Below are 15,282 nucleotides of genomic sequence, written 5' to 3'. Positions count from 1 at the left end.
TCACCTCCCATGATGTTTGAGTCGCTCGCCTTCCTTGCCGCAGCGCTGCTGCCCCACATACCGGCATTACCCATGCTGATCGCAGGCGCATTGGCGAGTTGCCTTGGCCTGATGGCTACACAGGCGGCTCCCAGCCACCTTACCGGTGTCGCCGAGCGTGTGGCGGAAGCCGACGACCAACTGCCGGCGCCAAGCGCGCTCCGGGCCGTAGTTGTGGGCAGCGGGCCGGTCGCCCTTCGCCTGGCTCGCGACCTTGAGGAGCACGGCTACCACGTGATTGGGCTTGTCGGCGACGAAACTGCCGGACCTATGCGAAGCTCGCGCTGGCCGGTACTCGGCGGCCCAGAGATGACGCCCGGTGACTTGCATCGCTACGGCGCAGACGAGCTGTTTTTCGCTTTCAACCCATCCTGGCAGGAGAAACTGGCCGAAGATCTTATGGCGGCCAATCCATCCGTCGCCGTTCACGCGATACCGACGCCGGTAACCGTCCTCAGCCACCTGCACCGCGTCACCAGTATCAACGATGTTGCCCTGGTACCGTTGACCCAGCGACCCGCGAAAGTACGTCTGGCCGTGAAGCGCCTGTTCGATGTCGCCGCCGCCGGCGCCATAGCAGTGGTTTTCGCACCGACCATGGCGCTTGCAGCGCTGGCGATACGCCTTACCTCCCGCGGACCGGCGCTTTTTTCGCAGGAGCGCATTGGCCTCGATGGCCGCATGTTCAACATCTACAAGTTCAGGACCATGGTTGCAGACGCCGAACGGCACACAGGTCCAGTGCTCTCTACGGGACCGGGCGATCCCAGGCTCACAGGGCTCGGCGCGATTCTGCGGCGAACACACGTTGACGAGCTGCCTCAACTGTGGAACGTGATCATTGGCGACATGAGCATGGTGGGGCCGCGGCCGGAACGACCTCACTTTGTGCGACAATTTGAAGCAACTCTGCCGTCGTACTCACGCCGCCACGCAATTCGGCCCGGAATGACGGGACTCGCGCAGGTCTACGCGGGATACCACTCCAGCGCGCAGGATAAGCTGCGCTTCGATCTCCTCTATATCTCACACCTGTCACTGTGGCTGGACCTGCGCATACTGGTTCAAACCCTCGCCCGCCTTGGCAAAAGCGGCACTCGCCGCAGCAAATGAACCTGCCTGCCCGGTCTGCCGCCCGACTGGTGCTCGGTCCCGCCAGCCGCCTGCGCCTCCGTCCGCGCCGCTCCCTCCTGTTCCTGCTCACCATCACCATCGTGCTGCCGCTGGTGGTCGCGCTGAGTGTGGCAGTGGTTGGCGACCTCAAAACGCTGGGGCTGTGCATTGCCCTGGCGGTTGGCCTCACCATCCTGGCGCGCCCGTTCTATGGCATCACGGCGTTTGCCGCCGCGCTCTATATCCGGCCAGAGGAGATGATCTACTCACTTCGGAGCCTGCACTTGCTCGAGATGCTGGCCGTAACGTCGCTACTGGGCTGGATCGCTCACCTCATTGTGCATCGAGAACGGCCGCTCCGAACACCCGAGATCACGATGATCAGCTGTTTTGGTCTCGTAGCTATCCTTGGCTCGATGCGGTCCGGTTCCGCATTGGATGCTGTGGATGCAATCGCCAAGCTGGTGGCGCTGGTCATCCTCACGCTAAATCTGGCCAACACACCGGAGCGGTACCGAGCGCTTAAGGCCACCGTAATATGGTGCAGCGCCTATCTTGCCGCATTCTCCGCCTTCCTCTATTTTACGGGCGGGGCGATGGATGAGCACGGCACATTCCGCTCGCAAGCCACCGGCATCTTCAGCGATCCCAACGACCTGGCTGCCGCGCTAACCGCCGGCTTTGCGCTCTGTATTCCCGAAACGTTGCGGGGCTCAACGGGGCGGCGTGCCACCTATGCGGCGCTCACCGTGCTCATCGTGTTCTCTATCTTTCTTACCGGCTCACGGGGTGGTCTGCTGGCATTTATCACGGTGCTCGCGGGATTCGGCATCTGCTACACGCGTCACAAAGTGCTGGCTGCTGTGGCAGCCGTTACAATCGGACTCGGTATCGTGATGCTGGCTTCGGCCCATATGCGCGATTTCGATACGCAGGACGCGTCGGCAAACAGCCGCTTCCACTTCTGGGAGAATGGAATCTATCTCGCCACGCACAATCCGGTGCTTGGCGTGGGATATGGCGCGTTTCCGGCCCTGAACGAAGGCTACACCGCTCACAACACCTTTGTCCTATGTCTCGCCGAACTCGGCGTTTTCGGCTACTTCTTCTTCATCGGATGTCTGTTTTACTGCTATCGCAACTATCCCGGGTGGTCTGCCGCAGAGGGCGAGGAGGAACAGGCTGCTAACGACATGCGCAGCTCGCGTCTTGCGCTTACCGGCTACCTCGCCGCGGCTTTCTGGATATCGCGCACGTATGTTCCGGTGCTGTATCTGCTTGCTGCGCTTCCGGTAGCCGCGCAACTTGCCTACGCCGCGCGATCCGACATGGTAAAGCTGTCGCCGCGTCAGACGTTTCGTGATTACAGCTCCATCGGTGGCATTTGCATTGGCTCCATCATCTTTATCTTCTTCCTGGCGCACCACTTCGCCTGATGCCCATTACCGATAAAGCCGCCAATCGATCCAGGGCTGCCGGCATCGCGTACCTGATTTTTCAGCCACTTACGCTGAATGCGCTCAGCATTCCCGCAACCGCGTTCATAATTCGGCAGCTGGGCCCGCTGGGTTATGGACAGTGGGCGGTTGCCTACAGCCTGGTCGCAACCGTGGGTTTCCTCACGAATCTCGGATTGCGAACACTCTTTGTGCGCTCCGCCGCGCAGGACCCGGCGCGCCTGCCTGAGCTCTTGGGTGAGCAGATTGGTCTCCGCCTGATCCTGGGAGCCGGCGCCGTTCTGTTGTGCCTGAGCGCCTGCGTTGCACTGCGCTATCCCTTGGTTATTGTCGACTGTGCGCTGCTATCGTGCGGCAGCATGATGGTCTACGTGGTTGCAACGTGCTTTATGGACGCTCTGCAGTCGCTGGATCGAATTCGCGAGTTCTCCACGGCAGGCTTCATCGCAGGAATCCTTGTGACGGTGGTTACTGTCGCGGTTGCGGCTCGCGGCGGCGGCCCCGTAGCGCTGTCGGCGGCATATCTCACCAGCCCCGTGGTCAATCTGTTGGCGCTGTGGCGGGTGGTCCGTCGCCACATAGGGCCGATCCATATTCGCTGGCGGGTCGCACGCTTCAAGGCGCTGATGTCTGAGTCCAGAACCCTGATCTGGCAAGGCTGCCTCGGCGCCATCCAGGATCGATCCGAGCAGTTGGTGCTGCCCAAACTGGCCGGCGTGACTGCGTTTGGGTACTACGCCGCCGGCGCACTGCCCTCCGACCGCTTGGGCGTAATTCCCGATGGGTTGGAGACGGCGTTCTACCCCGGCATCGCGCGGGCTGCCGCATCCAGTAAGGACGGCGCGCTCAAGCAGACCCGGAATCTGCTGGCCGTCTCGCTGGTTACGTGCGTTCCAATTGCGCTCCTGGGCTTTTTTCTGGCCAAGCCGATGGCCGTTATTCTGTTTCGCACCCATTGGCAGCCGTGCGCCACGGTTATTCGCATCACCATCTGGTCGCTACCGCTGATTGGACTGTCCAAAAGCATGAGGTGCGGCCTCAACGCGGTGCATGCGCACGATGCTGGTGCGCGTGCCGCAGCGTGGGCTACTGTTACCGGAGGGTGTATCGCCATTATGCTGATGGCGGTGTTTGGTATAACGGGCGCCGCTGTGGGTATGGTAGTACGCACCGCCCTGGCCGTCCTCTTTCTATCGGCGCCATTCCATCGCAACTTCGCCGGTACGCTCAGGCAGCTGCCGCTAGTACGTATCGCCATCTGCAGCGGCGTTATGGCAGCCGTCCTGCACCTTGCCACGCGAAGCACACTGCCTGCCCTCGAAGCGCTTCTGGCTGCCGGCGTCGTTTCCACCCTGGCGTACGTCGCTTCGCTGCTGCTGCTGAGGATTGTGGAAATCCCGGCGCTTTTGGACCTTATGCGTCCCGCATCTGCCGAGTAGGCATGCCGCCATGGTGACAGCGCTGCAGCAGCCCGACCCGCACGTTGCAACATCACGGGTACCGGCGGTCATCTTCGGCCCTAGCGCCGCGGCGGCCGCAGTGCTGCTGCGCCACGGCATACCCGTGACGGTGGTGCACGACGGGCCGCTTCGTACGCGTCTGCCGGCTGGAGCTTCATTTCAGATCTGTCCCAGCTACTCCGAGCACTGCGACGACCATGCCTGGGTTGAGGCTCTCGTGGCCACGAGGAGCAGTACGCACGAAGCACCGCGGTCTGTGCTGTTTCCAAGCACCGATCGGGCGCTGCTGGCGATCGGGCGGCAGCGACCGCTGCTGGATGCGCGCTTTGTTGTTGAGGCTCCGCCACCGGACGTCGCGGCAATGGTGATTGATAAGGCAGCGTTCGCCGCGTGGGCGCTGGAGTGCAGGCTGCCCATTCCAGATTCGCTGTTGATCCCGCGCGGATCCGACCCCCTTGCGGTGCGCGCACTGCCGATGCCGGTTATCATCAAGCCACAGCACACGTTCCAACTGGAAGTGAGTGACGGCGCCAAGCTCTTCCTGGCGGCAGATGGTGATCAGGCGGTGGAGATGGTGAAGCGCTGTCACAGCCGCGATATGGATGTGGTGGCACAGCAGGATCTCTCGGCATTCGGCAGCCGGCAGTGGTCACTCTGTGTTCTGTGTGGGCCTGATGGCGACATTTTATCCGCCGTGTTGTCGCTTAAACTGCGGCAGGTTGCCTGGGGCGCCGGCACGGCTGTGGAAACCATCCCAATGGATCACCAGGTGTTCGAGGCGGGGAAGCAGGTTTGCCGCGCGCTCGGTACCCCGGGAATTTTCGAGATAGAACTTCGGCCGGATGCCGCCGGTGCACCGCGCGTGATCGAGGTGAATGCTCGCATCTGGTCGCAGGTGGAGCTGCCACAGCGGGCCGGTATCGACCTGCTCTACGGAGCGTGGTGCGCCGCGATAGGGCGGCCCGTTGCGCTGCCTTCCCGCTATCGCGCGGGTATCGTATGGTGGAGTTGGAAGCGAGATCTGCGCGTGTCGGCATACCTCGCCAGGCATGGCAGGTTGAATGCCATAGAGTTTCTCAGCAGCATCGTGCGCGCTCGCGTCATCGAATAGATCCTGTCACGGAGTACCAACGCCCGAAATGCCGATTGCAAAACGCGAAGCTGTGTCACGCCTGTTACGCTTTTGGCCGGTTGGATTCGCGCTTCGACCGGTGCTGCACAAGCGCGACCTGATATGCCTCAACTACCACCGCGTAATCGACTCCACTCCATTCGATGACGGCGTGATATCGGCATCAACGGCGGAGTTCGAACGCCAGCTTCAGTGGCTGAGAACGCACGTACCAATCCTGAACGAGGACGAAGCTCTGCGTATGATCCGTGGCGAGGCGGATCCCGGCGCGCCGGTTGCGGTGATAACGTTCGACGATGGCTATGCCGATAACTATGCGGCCGCTTGCCGCATGGCCGAGCTGGGCGTGCCCGGCATCTTCTTCATCGCCACCGGTTTTATCGAGTCGGGCGTGCTCCCCTACTGGGACAGGATCGCTCGCAGCGTGAAGCGGGCCGCCGGCTCTGCGATCTCGTTTCGAGTTGGCGACAATGTCTACCAGGTTCGGGTTGGTGAAACACAAGCCGTTGCGGCGCGAAACCTCATACATGCCTACCGAGCCGTGGATGCCTCCCAGCAGGAGCTGTTCTTACAGGCCCTGGAACAGGCCGCCGGTGTGCAAGGCGACGCCGATTCGGGTCGCGACCTGTTCATGACGTGGGAGCAGCTTCGCCAGTTTCGGGGTATGGGCCACGGCATCGGCGCTCACACCCACTCCCATCCAACACTCTCGGCGCTGCCGGTCGAGGAGCAGTTGGCGGAGATGAAACAGAGCCGCGATATCCTGAGGCGCCAGCTGGGCTGGGCGCCGAGGACACTGGCCTATCCCGTGGGAACGCCGGCAGCATTCAACAGCCAGTCCAAGGCGGCCGCCAAAGAAGCTGGCTTTGAAGCCGCGTTCAGCTTCTACGGTGGACGCAATCCGCGTGGCGCTACCGACATATTCGACGTGCGGCGTTTGCCGGTCTCCCCCGACATCTCCGAGGCAATCTTCCAGACGCGCATCACCAGTGGCGTGCCGTGGTGAGGTTGGCACAATCACGAGAATCCGTACGAGCCGGCGCGGGCTGGCTGATATATCGTCGGCCGAACCGCTGGAGCGCAGTCAACGGCTCGCGCTAAGCGCGCGGGGCCACTTCCGTTGCGATCTGTAAGTAGCTTCGGTACCGGCGCTGGCTGATCTCGCCGCGCTCGACGGCAGCCGTGACGCAGCAGCCTGGCTCGCTTTCATGCGTGCAGTCGCCGAATCGGCAGCCGGCCTCCAGCGCAGCCGCAATCTCCACAAAGCACTCGCCGAGCGCATCGCGACCCATCGGCGGCAGGTTCAACTGCCTCAAACCGGGCGTATCGGCCAGCCAGCCTCCACCGCTCAGCGGGTACAGCTCACGGATCGTGGTGGTGTGCCGGCCCTTGTGCGTGATGCCTCCAACCGCGGCTGTTTCGCCGCGTAACGCCGGCTGCAGGCGGTTCAGCAGGCTGGTTTTGCCAACGCCCGATGGTCCGGTAAACGCAGAGACCTTATCGGTGAGCATCCGCTTCAACGTCGCGACACCCGATCCGGTCACTGCGCTGGTTGCCACCACGCGGTATCCCATCCGGCTGTACTCAGCGAACGGACCGGGCCACTCAGAATCCGCGATCAGTTCGCGCTTGTTCGCCACAATCACCGCGGATAACTCGCAATACTCGGCGATTGCAAGCCACCGGTCTATCCGCCAGAGGTCGGGGTGCGGAGCGGCGCAAGCAAACACGATCACAAGCTGATCCAGGTTGCTCACCAGCGTCTGGTCGCGGCCGCGGAATGCCGACCGTGCAAAACGGCTGCTGCGCGGCAATATCTCCTCGACAACGCCGAAACCGGGCCTCAGTACGGCAAAGCGCACGCGGTCACCAACCGCAACCGCATCCTGCATAAACGGCCTGCGCGCCCGTGTCACGCGGCGCGGCGTTTCGGTGCTTTCGCTGTACGTGAATACCTTCTTCAAGTTGCCGCGAAGCGTGCAGCGGCAGGTACCACAGCCGGCCGATTGGTCCAGTGCCTGAACCGTATACTCGCCAGCCGTCGCGCGAAGCACAATCCCCTCTTCAAGCGGTCCCAACCCCGATGATGCCCGGTCTCGAGCCTCAGTTTCTTCCTCGATAAGCTTGCCTCCGGTCACTTCTCAAGCAGCAGGTGCTTGTGGTTGCCGCCAGTATACGGCATTTGGGAATGCCGGTGCGGCGCCTGTCTGCCCGCGCATCAGAAGAAGATGATGGGCGGCAGGCCGGCGGGCGGAGCCGCTGGGGTTAGCGGGCGCCTGGCTCGAACAGGCGGCAGCCACAGCGGGTGACGGCTCGAAACGCCCGGCGGAATCTCAAACAGGGTCAACCGGCTGATGCCGGTTCCGTGTTCGTCACTGTGCCATATCTCCTTCCAGTGGCGCATCAGGATGGAGATCCGCCAATCCACAGTATAGGTATCGCTGAAGGTACTTCCCACCGCGGCATATTTGTAAAGACCATCCCTCATGTCGCTAAGCAGCCGCGCCGGCGCGCGACCGCTCGGCAGCGCCTCAATCTGCCAATCCTGCGCCTTTGCGCCGGCATAGTGCAGCATGTACCACCGGCCAACGCTGGCATATGCCGGCGCCAGCATGTAGTCGCCCTGCTTCCATCGGGCAGCCAGGAATCGCGACGCAGCGGCCCAGCGCGGCATTCGTGACCGCACGTCCATTCCCGCAAGGGTCATGCTGCCCGGCTGCACCGCGCACAGCGCCATCCAGGCTACCGCCAGAGCGCTGCCGACGTAAGCCTGCAAATCACTCACCGCTTCCACAAGCAATCCGCCCAACAGCGTCAGCATCGGCAGCACATGGCACAAGTACTCCGGGCCAAGAATGTGCGCTGCCTCCGAAGTGCCGAGGATTGTCAGCGCCATGGCGGCCAGTGCGCCGTGGCCTGCCGTGAGCCGGCGCCTGGCTGCCAGCACTAACGCGCCGGGTATCGCAGCCACGTACCACACAAACTCCCAACGGAAACCGTGCCAGTACCAGTACAGGTAACTCCACTTCGGAGCACGGTCATAAACCCGACGGCCAACGGAAACCGGGAACTCGTCGTGCGCCATCACCATGTAGTGATGCAGCATCGCGTAAGTTCCACCAAGAAGTCCCGCGGGGAACAATGCAGCAGACACCAGCACGAAGCTCAGTGCGCCGAGCGCCAGTCCGCGGGCCAGGGCCGCCCGTCCGCCGGCAGATCTCCACGCAATCGCAAACACAAACGGGGCGGCCAAGCCCGTTCCCAACAGTTGTGGAAAGAACATTTCGGAGGTGCACAACATGCCGCCCAAACTAACACCGATAATACCCATCGCTATTACATTCGGGGTTCGGCAAAAGCGAACCAACCCCCAAATATCCAGCAGCAGCCAAAACGTGATGTATGACCATGGAAGCGCGTGCGATGCCGCGCGCACACATGCCGGAGTAACTATCACAATAGCGGCGCAAGCGAACGACAGAATCCGCCGGCCGCGGAAGATTTCCAGGCCGCACAAGTAGACTAACACCACAGAAAGAGCGCCGAAAACCACGGCAGGTATGCGCAGGGTGCGCTCATCGGCGCCAAACTTCAGCGCCACCATCAGCACCTCGGAAGCGAAAGGCGGGTGAAAGTGGCGCAGCGCTATCAGCGCGCTGTCGCGGGCCGAATTGTGTGAAGTGTCCCAGCGGTTCGCGTCCAGCGAACGCGTGGCTGCGGTAGCGTAATCCGCTTCATCCAGCCACAAATCGCCTCGCGTAAAGTGCCACCGCCATACCACTGCTGCTGCAAATAGCAAAAGGCAGATCGCGCACTGGGCAGCAATGCGCCGCGCCACGGACCAAAACGCTATACGCCGTCCGTTCTCACCATCCTCAACCGACTTCGCCGGCTCATCCACCGGCTCATCACCCACCGACGGACGCCTCAGAACTTGCAGGCGCGCTACACTTTGGCAAAGTCGGTCTCCACGGCTGGCGTGCCGTCTGGGCAGTCCACCACCCGGTAATCCTCAAACAACATCGGCTCGGCTTGAAACAAAACGCGATAGACCAGAAGCGCCAGCCTCCGGATTTCCAGTTCGGCATGCCGGTTGGCGCGCATCTCAATAAAGTGGCGCCACGCGCGCGCATTGGCTGTTACAACAATCGGAGCTTCCGTCTCGTTCGGGAGCACCGCCCGCGCCGCCTGCTGAACCTTCTTCCGCAAATCGGTCCGGGCTTCACCACTCAGCATCGCGCCGCCATCCTGCTGAAGCGTCAGCAGTTTCGCCGCCACCCTGGCATACTCCGCTGCCGCCCGATCAATCCGCAACTCAAATTCGGCGTGGAGATCGGCTTCGGCGGCAAACTCCGGACGCTCTACGAACCGCAGAACGCGGCCCGAAACGTATCGCTGAGAGACCTGCGAAAAGGCAAACCCGGCACGGTGGCGCACCAGCTCATGCGTTACCGACCGCGAGATGCCGTATAGCAGTATCGAATATGCTGCGTGCTCCAGCACCGAGCCGTGCCCGCTCTCCTTGATGTTCGCAAGGTAGCGGCCGGCGTCGGCATTCTTTGTGCGCTTCGGGCCAAACGACATATAACACAACTGTCCGGCCGCTTTGCAGATTGCAGCTCCAGGCGCCAGTTCGGTCTCATCCGAAAGGTACGCGCTAAACCCCAGATCTCCTTCGAACCCGTTCAGGAATGCGGCCATCCCGGCAAGGCTCACGGCGGGGCGCGCAAGCAGCGCCACGCCAGGCGATCTCAAATACGGCGTGCCTGCGCCGGTTCGCAGCACGGGCGAGGCAAACTCGGGGTGGTCCGCAGCGGTCATCTCTGCCTCCACGTCGCTCACGGCAAGCCACCATCCGCTGAGGAACTGCCTGCGACCGCTGCAGCCGGAGCCGCGCCGGCTGGAGTTCTGGAAACAGCGACGCGTCCCGTTCCAGCAGTAACAAAGGCCATGCCAAGAGCGCTCCCCGTTATGCCTGCCGTATCGCACAGAAGTTTTGCGTTTAGGCCGCTTGTAGAAAGCTCCCAGGCGCCATTCTTCAAACCGATTTTCAGGAGCGAGGCAACAGCGTTCCTCCCGGCGCCTGTCCGGACCATCCACAGTGATGTTCCGCCTGGCGTTGTCTGCCCGTCCGTCACCACCGGCGCGCTGCCCGGCAGCCGCAGCACCCAGCCGCCGGGCGCACCCTTTGGAGCCGGCTCAAACAGTTGGCCTGTGTTCTCGGCCTGAGAAACCATCTTGGCCACCAGATGCTGGCTCTGCGAAATCGGCGCTCCATCCTGCGACCATACCAGCAGAGAGCCGTACGGAGTATCGGTAGAGAAGCGCAGCCCCTGCCCCAATCGGTAAACCCGCTTCGGCTCGAAAACTCCGCAGAACACCTGCAGCGTTGGGGTATTGATGAACAGGTTCCCCGCATGCGTGTCCAGCGTGATCTGCCCGGTATCGCTGCGCCAGATGCCGGCTTCCACCGCCGCGGCGGTTACAGCCCCACCCAGGCGATGGACGTGATCGGCGTACTCGTGCAGCGTCTGCACATCGACGGCCGGCGAACTGGGTGTAAGCGTATCGCCCACCTGGACCGAACCATCGCTGTTGTAGACCCGTACGAACCATGCGGCACGCAGAAGGTCGGTCATGTGGCTGGGCCACGAAAACAGCTTATCTGCCGGATAACATATGGTCAGCCGGCGCTTCGCGGGCGCGATTGCTCCTCGCAGAAACGCCTGTCCGGCGATGGCGTACTGCCCCCAGACCGTGGGATCCGCTTCAAAAGCCAGATCATTCAAGGCATCACAATCCACGCCGTTCAGCGCGCGGTTCGTCTGATACCCAAACAACAGTACGGCATCCAGATCCTGCAGCGAGGCATACGCCAGTACCTCGGGAACCGAAGCGGCGCGGTAGTCGTTCGGCCACGGAACCGCCCACTCGCGAACCACCACCGGCTTGTTGTCCCACCGCAGCGCAGCAGTGTACGGCGCAAAGCCGTATGCGCTGTCGTCATCCAGAAACTGCCGGTCGCCATAGTAGACGACGGCGGCGTTCGTGGGGTCTGGTTGAGCAGCATCTCCGTACCAGTTCTCTGCCGTGAAATCGCACGAAGCCGCCACGGAATCGATATCCGCCGGAACCTCCGACGACACCACTCCGGTGACCGGTACGCGCAGCCCAATCGACCGCAGGTAAGAGCGCATATCGGCAAAGAATCCGCTCTGCACGTCGCACAAAAACCGTACGCCATCGTTGACCCGGAGTTGTGAACGGCGCGGATCCGGAGCCGGTTGAGCCGCGCCGGGCGCCGGCGCCTGCGCCGGCGCGAACAGCGGCAGTGCGGTTGTCAACTGCCATGGGTCCTCGCTTGCCTGCAGACCGGGAGCGCCGCTTGCATCCGTCCATGCCGCCACAAGGTTGTCGCGAGAAGCATATCTCTTTTGCAGCCATACATTCCAGCGCTGCTGCAGTTCATCCGCGTACGGAGCGATAAGGCCATCGGTTCGCGCCGGATACAAAAAGAAGCCGTTCTCGTTGCAGATTTCGACCATGGCAAGAGCCGGGTCATCGATAGGGCGTAGCCCGGAATAGGGATTGCGATGGGTTAAAAGCTGATGCGCGTACCGCTTCTGCAGTGCGATCAGCGTGGGATCGAAAAGTGCGTACGGCCGTGCGCCACGCCGAAGAGCCGATGCGTGCTCCACGCCGTCTCCAGACTTGAACGTCCGTAGATCCAGCAAGTCCAGGTAGTAGTAGATACCGTGCCGTCTCAGCGCGTCCATCCATCTATCCAGCTTGTCCAGATACCGGCGGTCCAGGCGGCGCGACGTGCGAGCATCGGCCGGCCCCAGAAGGCAGTTCCTGTTGTCTACGGCCTCTAGCCGCACCAGGTTGAGGCCGGTATCGGCGAAAAGCCGTACCGTGTGCTCGATCTCGGCATCCGGAATATCCAGCCGGGTGCTCGAGACATTGATGCCCCAAAACCGCGCTCGCGTTCCATCGGCAAACACAAAATGACCGTCTGCCCCCACCTGCAGCATGCCGTGCTGGCCGGCCGGCGCCTGCAATGTACCGCTGAAATCCACGGAGCAACTCTGCGGCAGATTCCATACGCCAACGGTGGCCTGCCGCGCCGATGAAACGCTGGAAATTGGCGGCGACGGGTCGGACTGGGCCGATACCGAACTGGCTGAACAGATAAGCAGCAAGGTAAGCGCGAAGGCGCCATTTGCGAACTTGAGCGCCAGGTGAACGTTTCTACTCACGCCGGCGTCCCAGCCATCGCCGGCGACGTTGCAAACCTGCTCAACCGGAAGCGCTCGACGTCGCACGGAAGTGGTTTGTCCAGGGCGCGGCACGCCGCCAGTTCACCGAGCAGGGGCGCAAACTTGAAGCCGTGCCCCGAAAGTCCGCCGATCACAAAGGCGCGCGGTACGCCGGGTAGGCCATCGGCAATGAAATCGGCGTCCGGCGTCACGGTATAGAGGCAAACCCCGCCGCTGCCGGAAACCGGCGTAAAGCCTGTGAGCCGGCGCGATATATAGGCGGCCAGAGGTTTGAGGTCGTTCCGGGTCGTACGCCGGTACACGCTGTCGGCATCCGCAACTTCTCCGAATCGGTGGTGCGCCACCTTGAGCCCGGGATGCGTGATGTGTGGAAAGCCGTAAAAGTGTGTGGCGGCGTCGATCCACACGGGGAACTCATCCGGGCCACACGCGTGCTGGTACCGCGAATGGGCACAGTAGGCGATCACCTGACGCGTTACCCGAACCGGAGCAGATTGCCCGGCACGATTCAGAAGCGGCTGCAGCCATGGGCCCGGCGCAAGAATGGCGGCATCGCCAATGTGCTGCTGTCCGTAGACTTCCGCCCGGACACCACCACGCGCTGCCGCGACGGAGTCGACGCGCGCGCCAAAAACAAACTTTGCGCCAAGAGCCGTCGCGCATGCCTTGGCAGCGCGCACGCAGGCCGAGGCGCGTACAAACCCCATTTCCGCGTCGTACACGGCAACCTCGTCGCGGTCAAGGTGGAATAGCGGATATCGCGCCATAGCGGCTCGGCTATCCCAGACTTCGTGCTGCACGCCGTTCGCAGCCAGAGCCGCGGTCGTGGATCGGACTTCGCTATGATCTCGCGGGCCCAGCGTTATGCCGCCACAGCGCACCAGCAGCTCCTCGGTTGGATTGGCGTCGCAAAACTCATCCCACAGCGCCCAGGCTCTCCGCATCAGGCCGGTGTAAAACGGCTCCGGATAGGCATTGCGGACGATGCGGCTCTCACCATGCGAGCTTCCTTTGGAGTGATCCAACTGAAACTGTTCGAATACCGTTACGCGGGCGCCGGCCAATGCCAGCCGCCACGCTGCCATGGCTCCAACCACGCCACAGCCCACCACCAGCACGTGGGGAGCCGTCAAAGGTCGCGCTCCACCACATATCGCGCTATGCATCGAAGCGGCTCGGCCTGCTCCGCAAATCCCGTCAGCGAACCTACGGCGCGCCCCGCCTCATCGCTGGCCATCCGGCGAGAGGCATCCAGACCAAACACCTTGGGATACGTGGCCTTGTCACGCTCTTCATCGCTGCCGACCGGCTTTCCCAACTTGGTCTCATCACCGGTCACATCCAGAATGTCGTCGGCAATCTGAAAGGCCAGGCCAACGTGTTTGCCGTAGTCGGTCAGCCAATCCACTTCGGCATCGTTGGCGCCGGCGAGCAGCCCACCCGCCAGCACCGACGCCGTAATTAGCGCACCGGTTTTACGCTCGTGGATGCGCCGCAGCCGGTCCGCAGTAACCGGCTGTCCCTGCGCCTCCATATCCGCCACCTGGCCGCCCACCATTCCCCACGTCCCCGACCCGCGCGCCACAAGGCCGATGACCGGTATAAGCCGGCTCTCCTCCGTTCGCCGGGAGTTCTGTGCAATCAGTTCAAACGCCAGCGCCAGGAGGGCGTCGCCGGCCAGCAGCGCCATCGCCTCGCCAAAGACCTTGTGGTTTGTAAGACGGCCTCGCCGGTAGTCGTCGTTATCCATACATGGCAAGTCGTCATGGATCAGGCTGAAGGCGTGTATGCACTCCAGCGCGCATGCCGTTTCCATAACATCCTCTGCCGAGCCGCCAATACACTCAGCCGCAGCGATAACCAGGATGGGCCTTAACCGTTTTCCCGGCGCCAACACGCTGTATCGCACCGCCTCAGCAAGCTTCTGCGGCGGCTGATCCACCGGTGGCAGAAGCAACTCCAGGGCCGCTTCCACAGCGGTACGCCGTTCGGTGAGGTAGCTGCCCAGGTCAAAGGTCACGCCGTCGCCCCCACCGCCGCCATGGCGCTTCGTATCGCCTCCAGCGCCGCCTCAACAGCCCGCACATGGTCGGCAAACTCGAACGCTGGCTCATCCTCACGGGTTTTCCCCGCTACGTCGGATGGGATGTGGATGAAGCCGCACCGCGTGCTGTCACCCGCCTGCGCTGCGTACCGCAACGACCGGTAGAGCGCGGCGTTGCATAGATAATCGCCGGCAGAATCCGATATCCGGGCCGGCAAACCTTGCGCTACAATGGCCTGCGCAAGCATCTCGCACGGCAGTGTCGCCTCCAACTCCGGCGGGCCCGCTTCCTCCAGCAAACCCGTAGATGGTGCATAACCATCTATATCGGGTCGGCCGGTGCGGTTGAATGCCAGCCGCTCAACCCGCCAGGCAGTTTCGCCGGCAGCCACGCCCAATGAGAGCACGGCATCATACGGGTGACCATCCACACCGGTCGTCAAAGCGGCCTCCAGCACCGCCATCGCGCGGGTGTACGACACCGGTAGCGAAAGACATGTCAGCGCGTGGCCGGGCGCGCCGGTGAGATCAAACCACTCCACCAGGCTCTGGCTGGGGTTTGCGGCTACAGCGCCGAAAGGTCCATATCCGGTCAGCAAGGTGCGCATAAGGAAGAGGCGGCCAGGAGCGATGTGCGCCCGCCGAAGTCGGCGCACGACCACGATCAGAACCTGTAAAGTATAGCCGCCGAACCTGATATCCTGCATAAGTATCAACTCGTTCAAGCATCGCGGTCACGCAGCGGTTGTGCTATAAC

12 protein-coding genes are annotated in these 15,282 nt (G+C 62.5%); 5 read left to right on the top strand and 7 right to left on the bottom strand.

Features of this window, described 5'->3' with window-relative positions; translation table 11 throughout:
* Window positions 1-9: 9 nt before the first annotated feature.
* Genes KGJ62_01095 through KGJ62_01075 form a run of 5 tightly spaced genes read left to right on the top strand, consistent with a single transcriptional unit; the run spans window position 10 to window position 6,207 of the window.
* Window positions 10-1,152, top strand: a complete 1,143-nt coding sequence (locus KGJ62_01095) for a sugar transferase (protein ID MDE2125169.1) — start codon at window positions 10-12, stop codon at window positions 1,150-1,152.
* Complete coding sequence (locus KGJ62_01090; protein ID MDE2125168.1) at window positions 1,149-2,588, top strand: O-antigen ligase family protein; 1,440 nt, start codon at window positions 1,149-1,151, stop codon at window positions 2,586-2,588. The genes KGJ62_01095 and KGJ62_01090 overlap by 4 nt, the downstream gene beginning before the upstream one ends.
* A complete protein-coding gene (locus KGJ62_01085) occupies window positions 2,588-4,048 on the top strand; it encodes an oligosaccharide flippase family protein (protein ID MDE2125167.1) in 1,461 nt (486 codons plus the stop codon). The genes KGJ62_01090 and KGJ62_01085 overlap by 1 nt, the downstream gene beginning before the upstream one ends.
* Window positions 4,049-4,058: 10 nt before the next feature.
* Complete coding sequence (locus tag KGJ62_01080) at window positions 4,059-5,180, top strand: ATP-grasp domain-containing protein (GenBank protein MDE2125166.1); 1,122 nt, start codon at window positions 4,059-4,061, stop codon at window positions 5,178-5,180.
* Window positions 5,181-5,208: 28 nt separating this feature from the next.
* A complete protein-coding gene (locus KGJ62_01075; protein MDE2125165.1) occupies window positions 5,209-6,207 on the top strand; it encodes a polysaccharide deacetylase family protein in 999 nt (332 codons plus the stop codon).
* Window positions 6,208-6,298: 91 nt separating this feature from the next.
* Here the strand turns inward: KGJ62_01075 and rsgA are convergent, their stop codons facing one another.
* The 7 genes from rsgA to KGJ62_01040 all read right to left on the bottom strand — a co-directional run bounded on the left by rsgA (window position 6,299) and on the right by KGJ62_01040 (window position 15,232).
* Window positions 6,299-7,339: a ribosome small subunit-dependent GTPase A gene (gene rsgA / locus KGJ62_01070; GenBank protein MDE2125164.1), complete on the bottom strand. Its 1,041-nt coding sequence runs from the start codon at window positions 7,337-7,339 to the stop codon at window positions 6,299-6,301.
* A gap of 80 nt (window positions 7,340-7,419) precedes the next feature.
* Window positions 7,420-9,117 (bottom strand): hypothetical protein, encoded by a 1,698-nt coding sequence (locus tag KGJ62_01065; GenBank protein MDE2125163.1) that lies wholly within the window; start codon window positions 9,115-9,117, stop codon window positions 7,420-7,422.
* Between the two features lie 29 nt (window positions 9,118-9,146).
* Complete coding sequence (gene thyX / locus KGJ62_01060; GenBank protein MDE2125162.1) at window positions 9,147-10,022, bottom strand: FAD-dependent thymidylate synthase; 876 nt, start codon at window positions 10,020-10,022, stop codon at window positions 9,147-9,149.
* Between the two features lie 17 nt (window positions 10,023-10,039).
* Window positions 10,040-12,526 carry a hypothetical protein gene (locus KGJ62_01055; protein MDE2125161.1) on the bottom strand — a complete coding sequence of 829 codons (2,487 nt, stop codon included), beginning with the start codon at window positions 12,524-12,526 and terminating at the stop codon, window positions 10,040-10,042.
* Entirely contained in the window at window positions 12,457-13,614 is a 1,158-nt protein-coding gene (gene solA / locus KGJ62_01050) for an N-methyl-L-tryptophan oxidase (protein ID MDE2125160.1), read from the bottom strand. The genes KGJ62_01055 and solA overlap by 70 nt, the downstream gene beginning before the upstream one ends.
* Window positions 13,611-14,501: a polyprenyl synthetase family protein gene (locus KGJ62_01045; protein ID MDE2125159.1), complete on the bottom strand. Its 891-nt coding sequence runs from the start codon at window positions 14,499-14,501 to the stop codon at window positions 13,611-13,613. The genes solA and KGJ62_01045 overlap by 4 nt, the downstream gene beginning before the upstream one ends.
* Complete coding sequence (locus KGJ62_01040; protein ID MDE2125158.1) at window positions 14,498-15,232, bottom strand: hypothetical protein; 735 nt, start codon at window positions 15,230-15,232, stop codon at window positions 14,498-14,500. Before KGJ62_01040 ends, KGJ62_01045 begins: the two co-directional genes overlap by 4 nt.
* Between the last annotated feature and the right edge of the window lie 50 nt (window positions 15,233-15,282).

The sequence above is a fragment of the Armatimonadota bacterium genome, from assembly GCA_028871815.1.
In the GTDB taxonomy this organism is placed as follows: Bacteria; Armatimonadota; Chthonomonadetes; order Chthonomonadales; family Chthonomonadaceae; genus REEB205.
Note: the sequence above shows the minus strand (reverse complement) of the source record. Positions and strands in the feature narration are given on the sequence as shown.

Coding starts and splice junctions, on each gene's coding strand:
- KGJ62_01085 (MDE2125167.1), top strand. CDS start 2,588: ATGCCCATTACCGATAAAGCCGCCAATCGATCCAGGGCTGCCGGCATC.
- thyX (MDE2125162.1), bottom strand. CDS start 10,022: ATGACCGCTGCGGACCACCCCGAGTTTGCCTCGCCCGTGCTGCGAACC.
- KGJ62_01090 (MDE2125168.1), top strand. CDS start 1,149: ATGAACCTGCCTGCCCGGTCTGCCGCCCGACTGGTGCTCGGTCCCGCC.
- KGJ62_01095 (MDE2125169.1), top strand. CDS start 10: ATGATGTTTGAGTCGCTCGCCTTCCTTGCCGCAGCGCTGCTGCCCCAC.
- KGJ62_01040 (MDE2125158.1), bottom strand. CDS start 15,232: ATGCAGGATATCAGGTTCGGCGGCTATACTTTACAGGTTCTGATCGTG.
- KGJ62_01075 (MDE2125165.1), top strand. CDS start 5,209: ATGCCGATTGCAAAACGCGAAGCTGTGTCACGCCTGTTACGCTTTTGG.
- KGJ62_01080 (MDE2125166.1), top strand. CDS start 4,059: ATGGTGACAGCGCTGCAGCAGCCCGACCCGCACGTTGCAACATCACGG.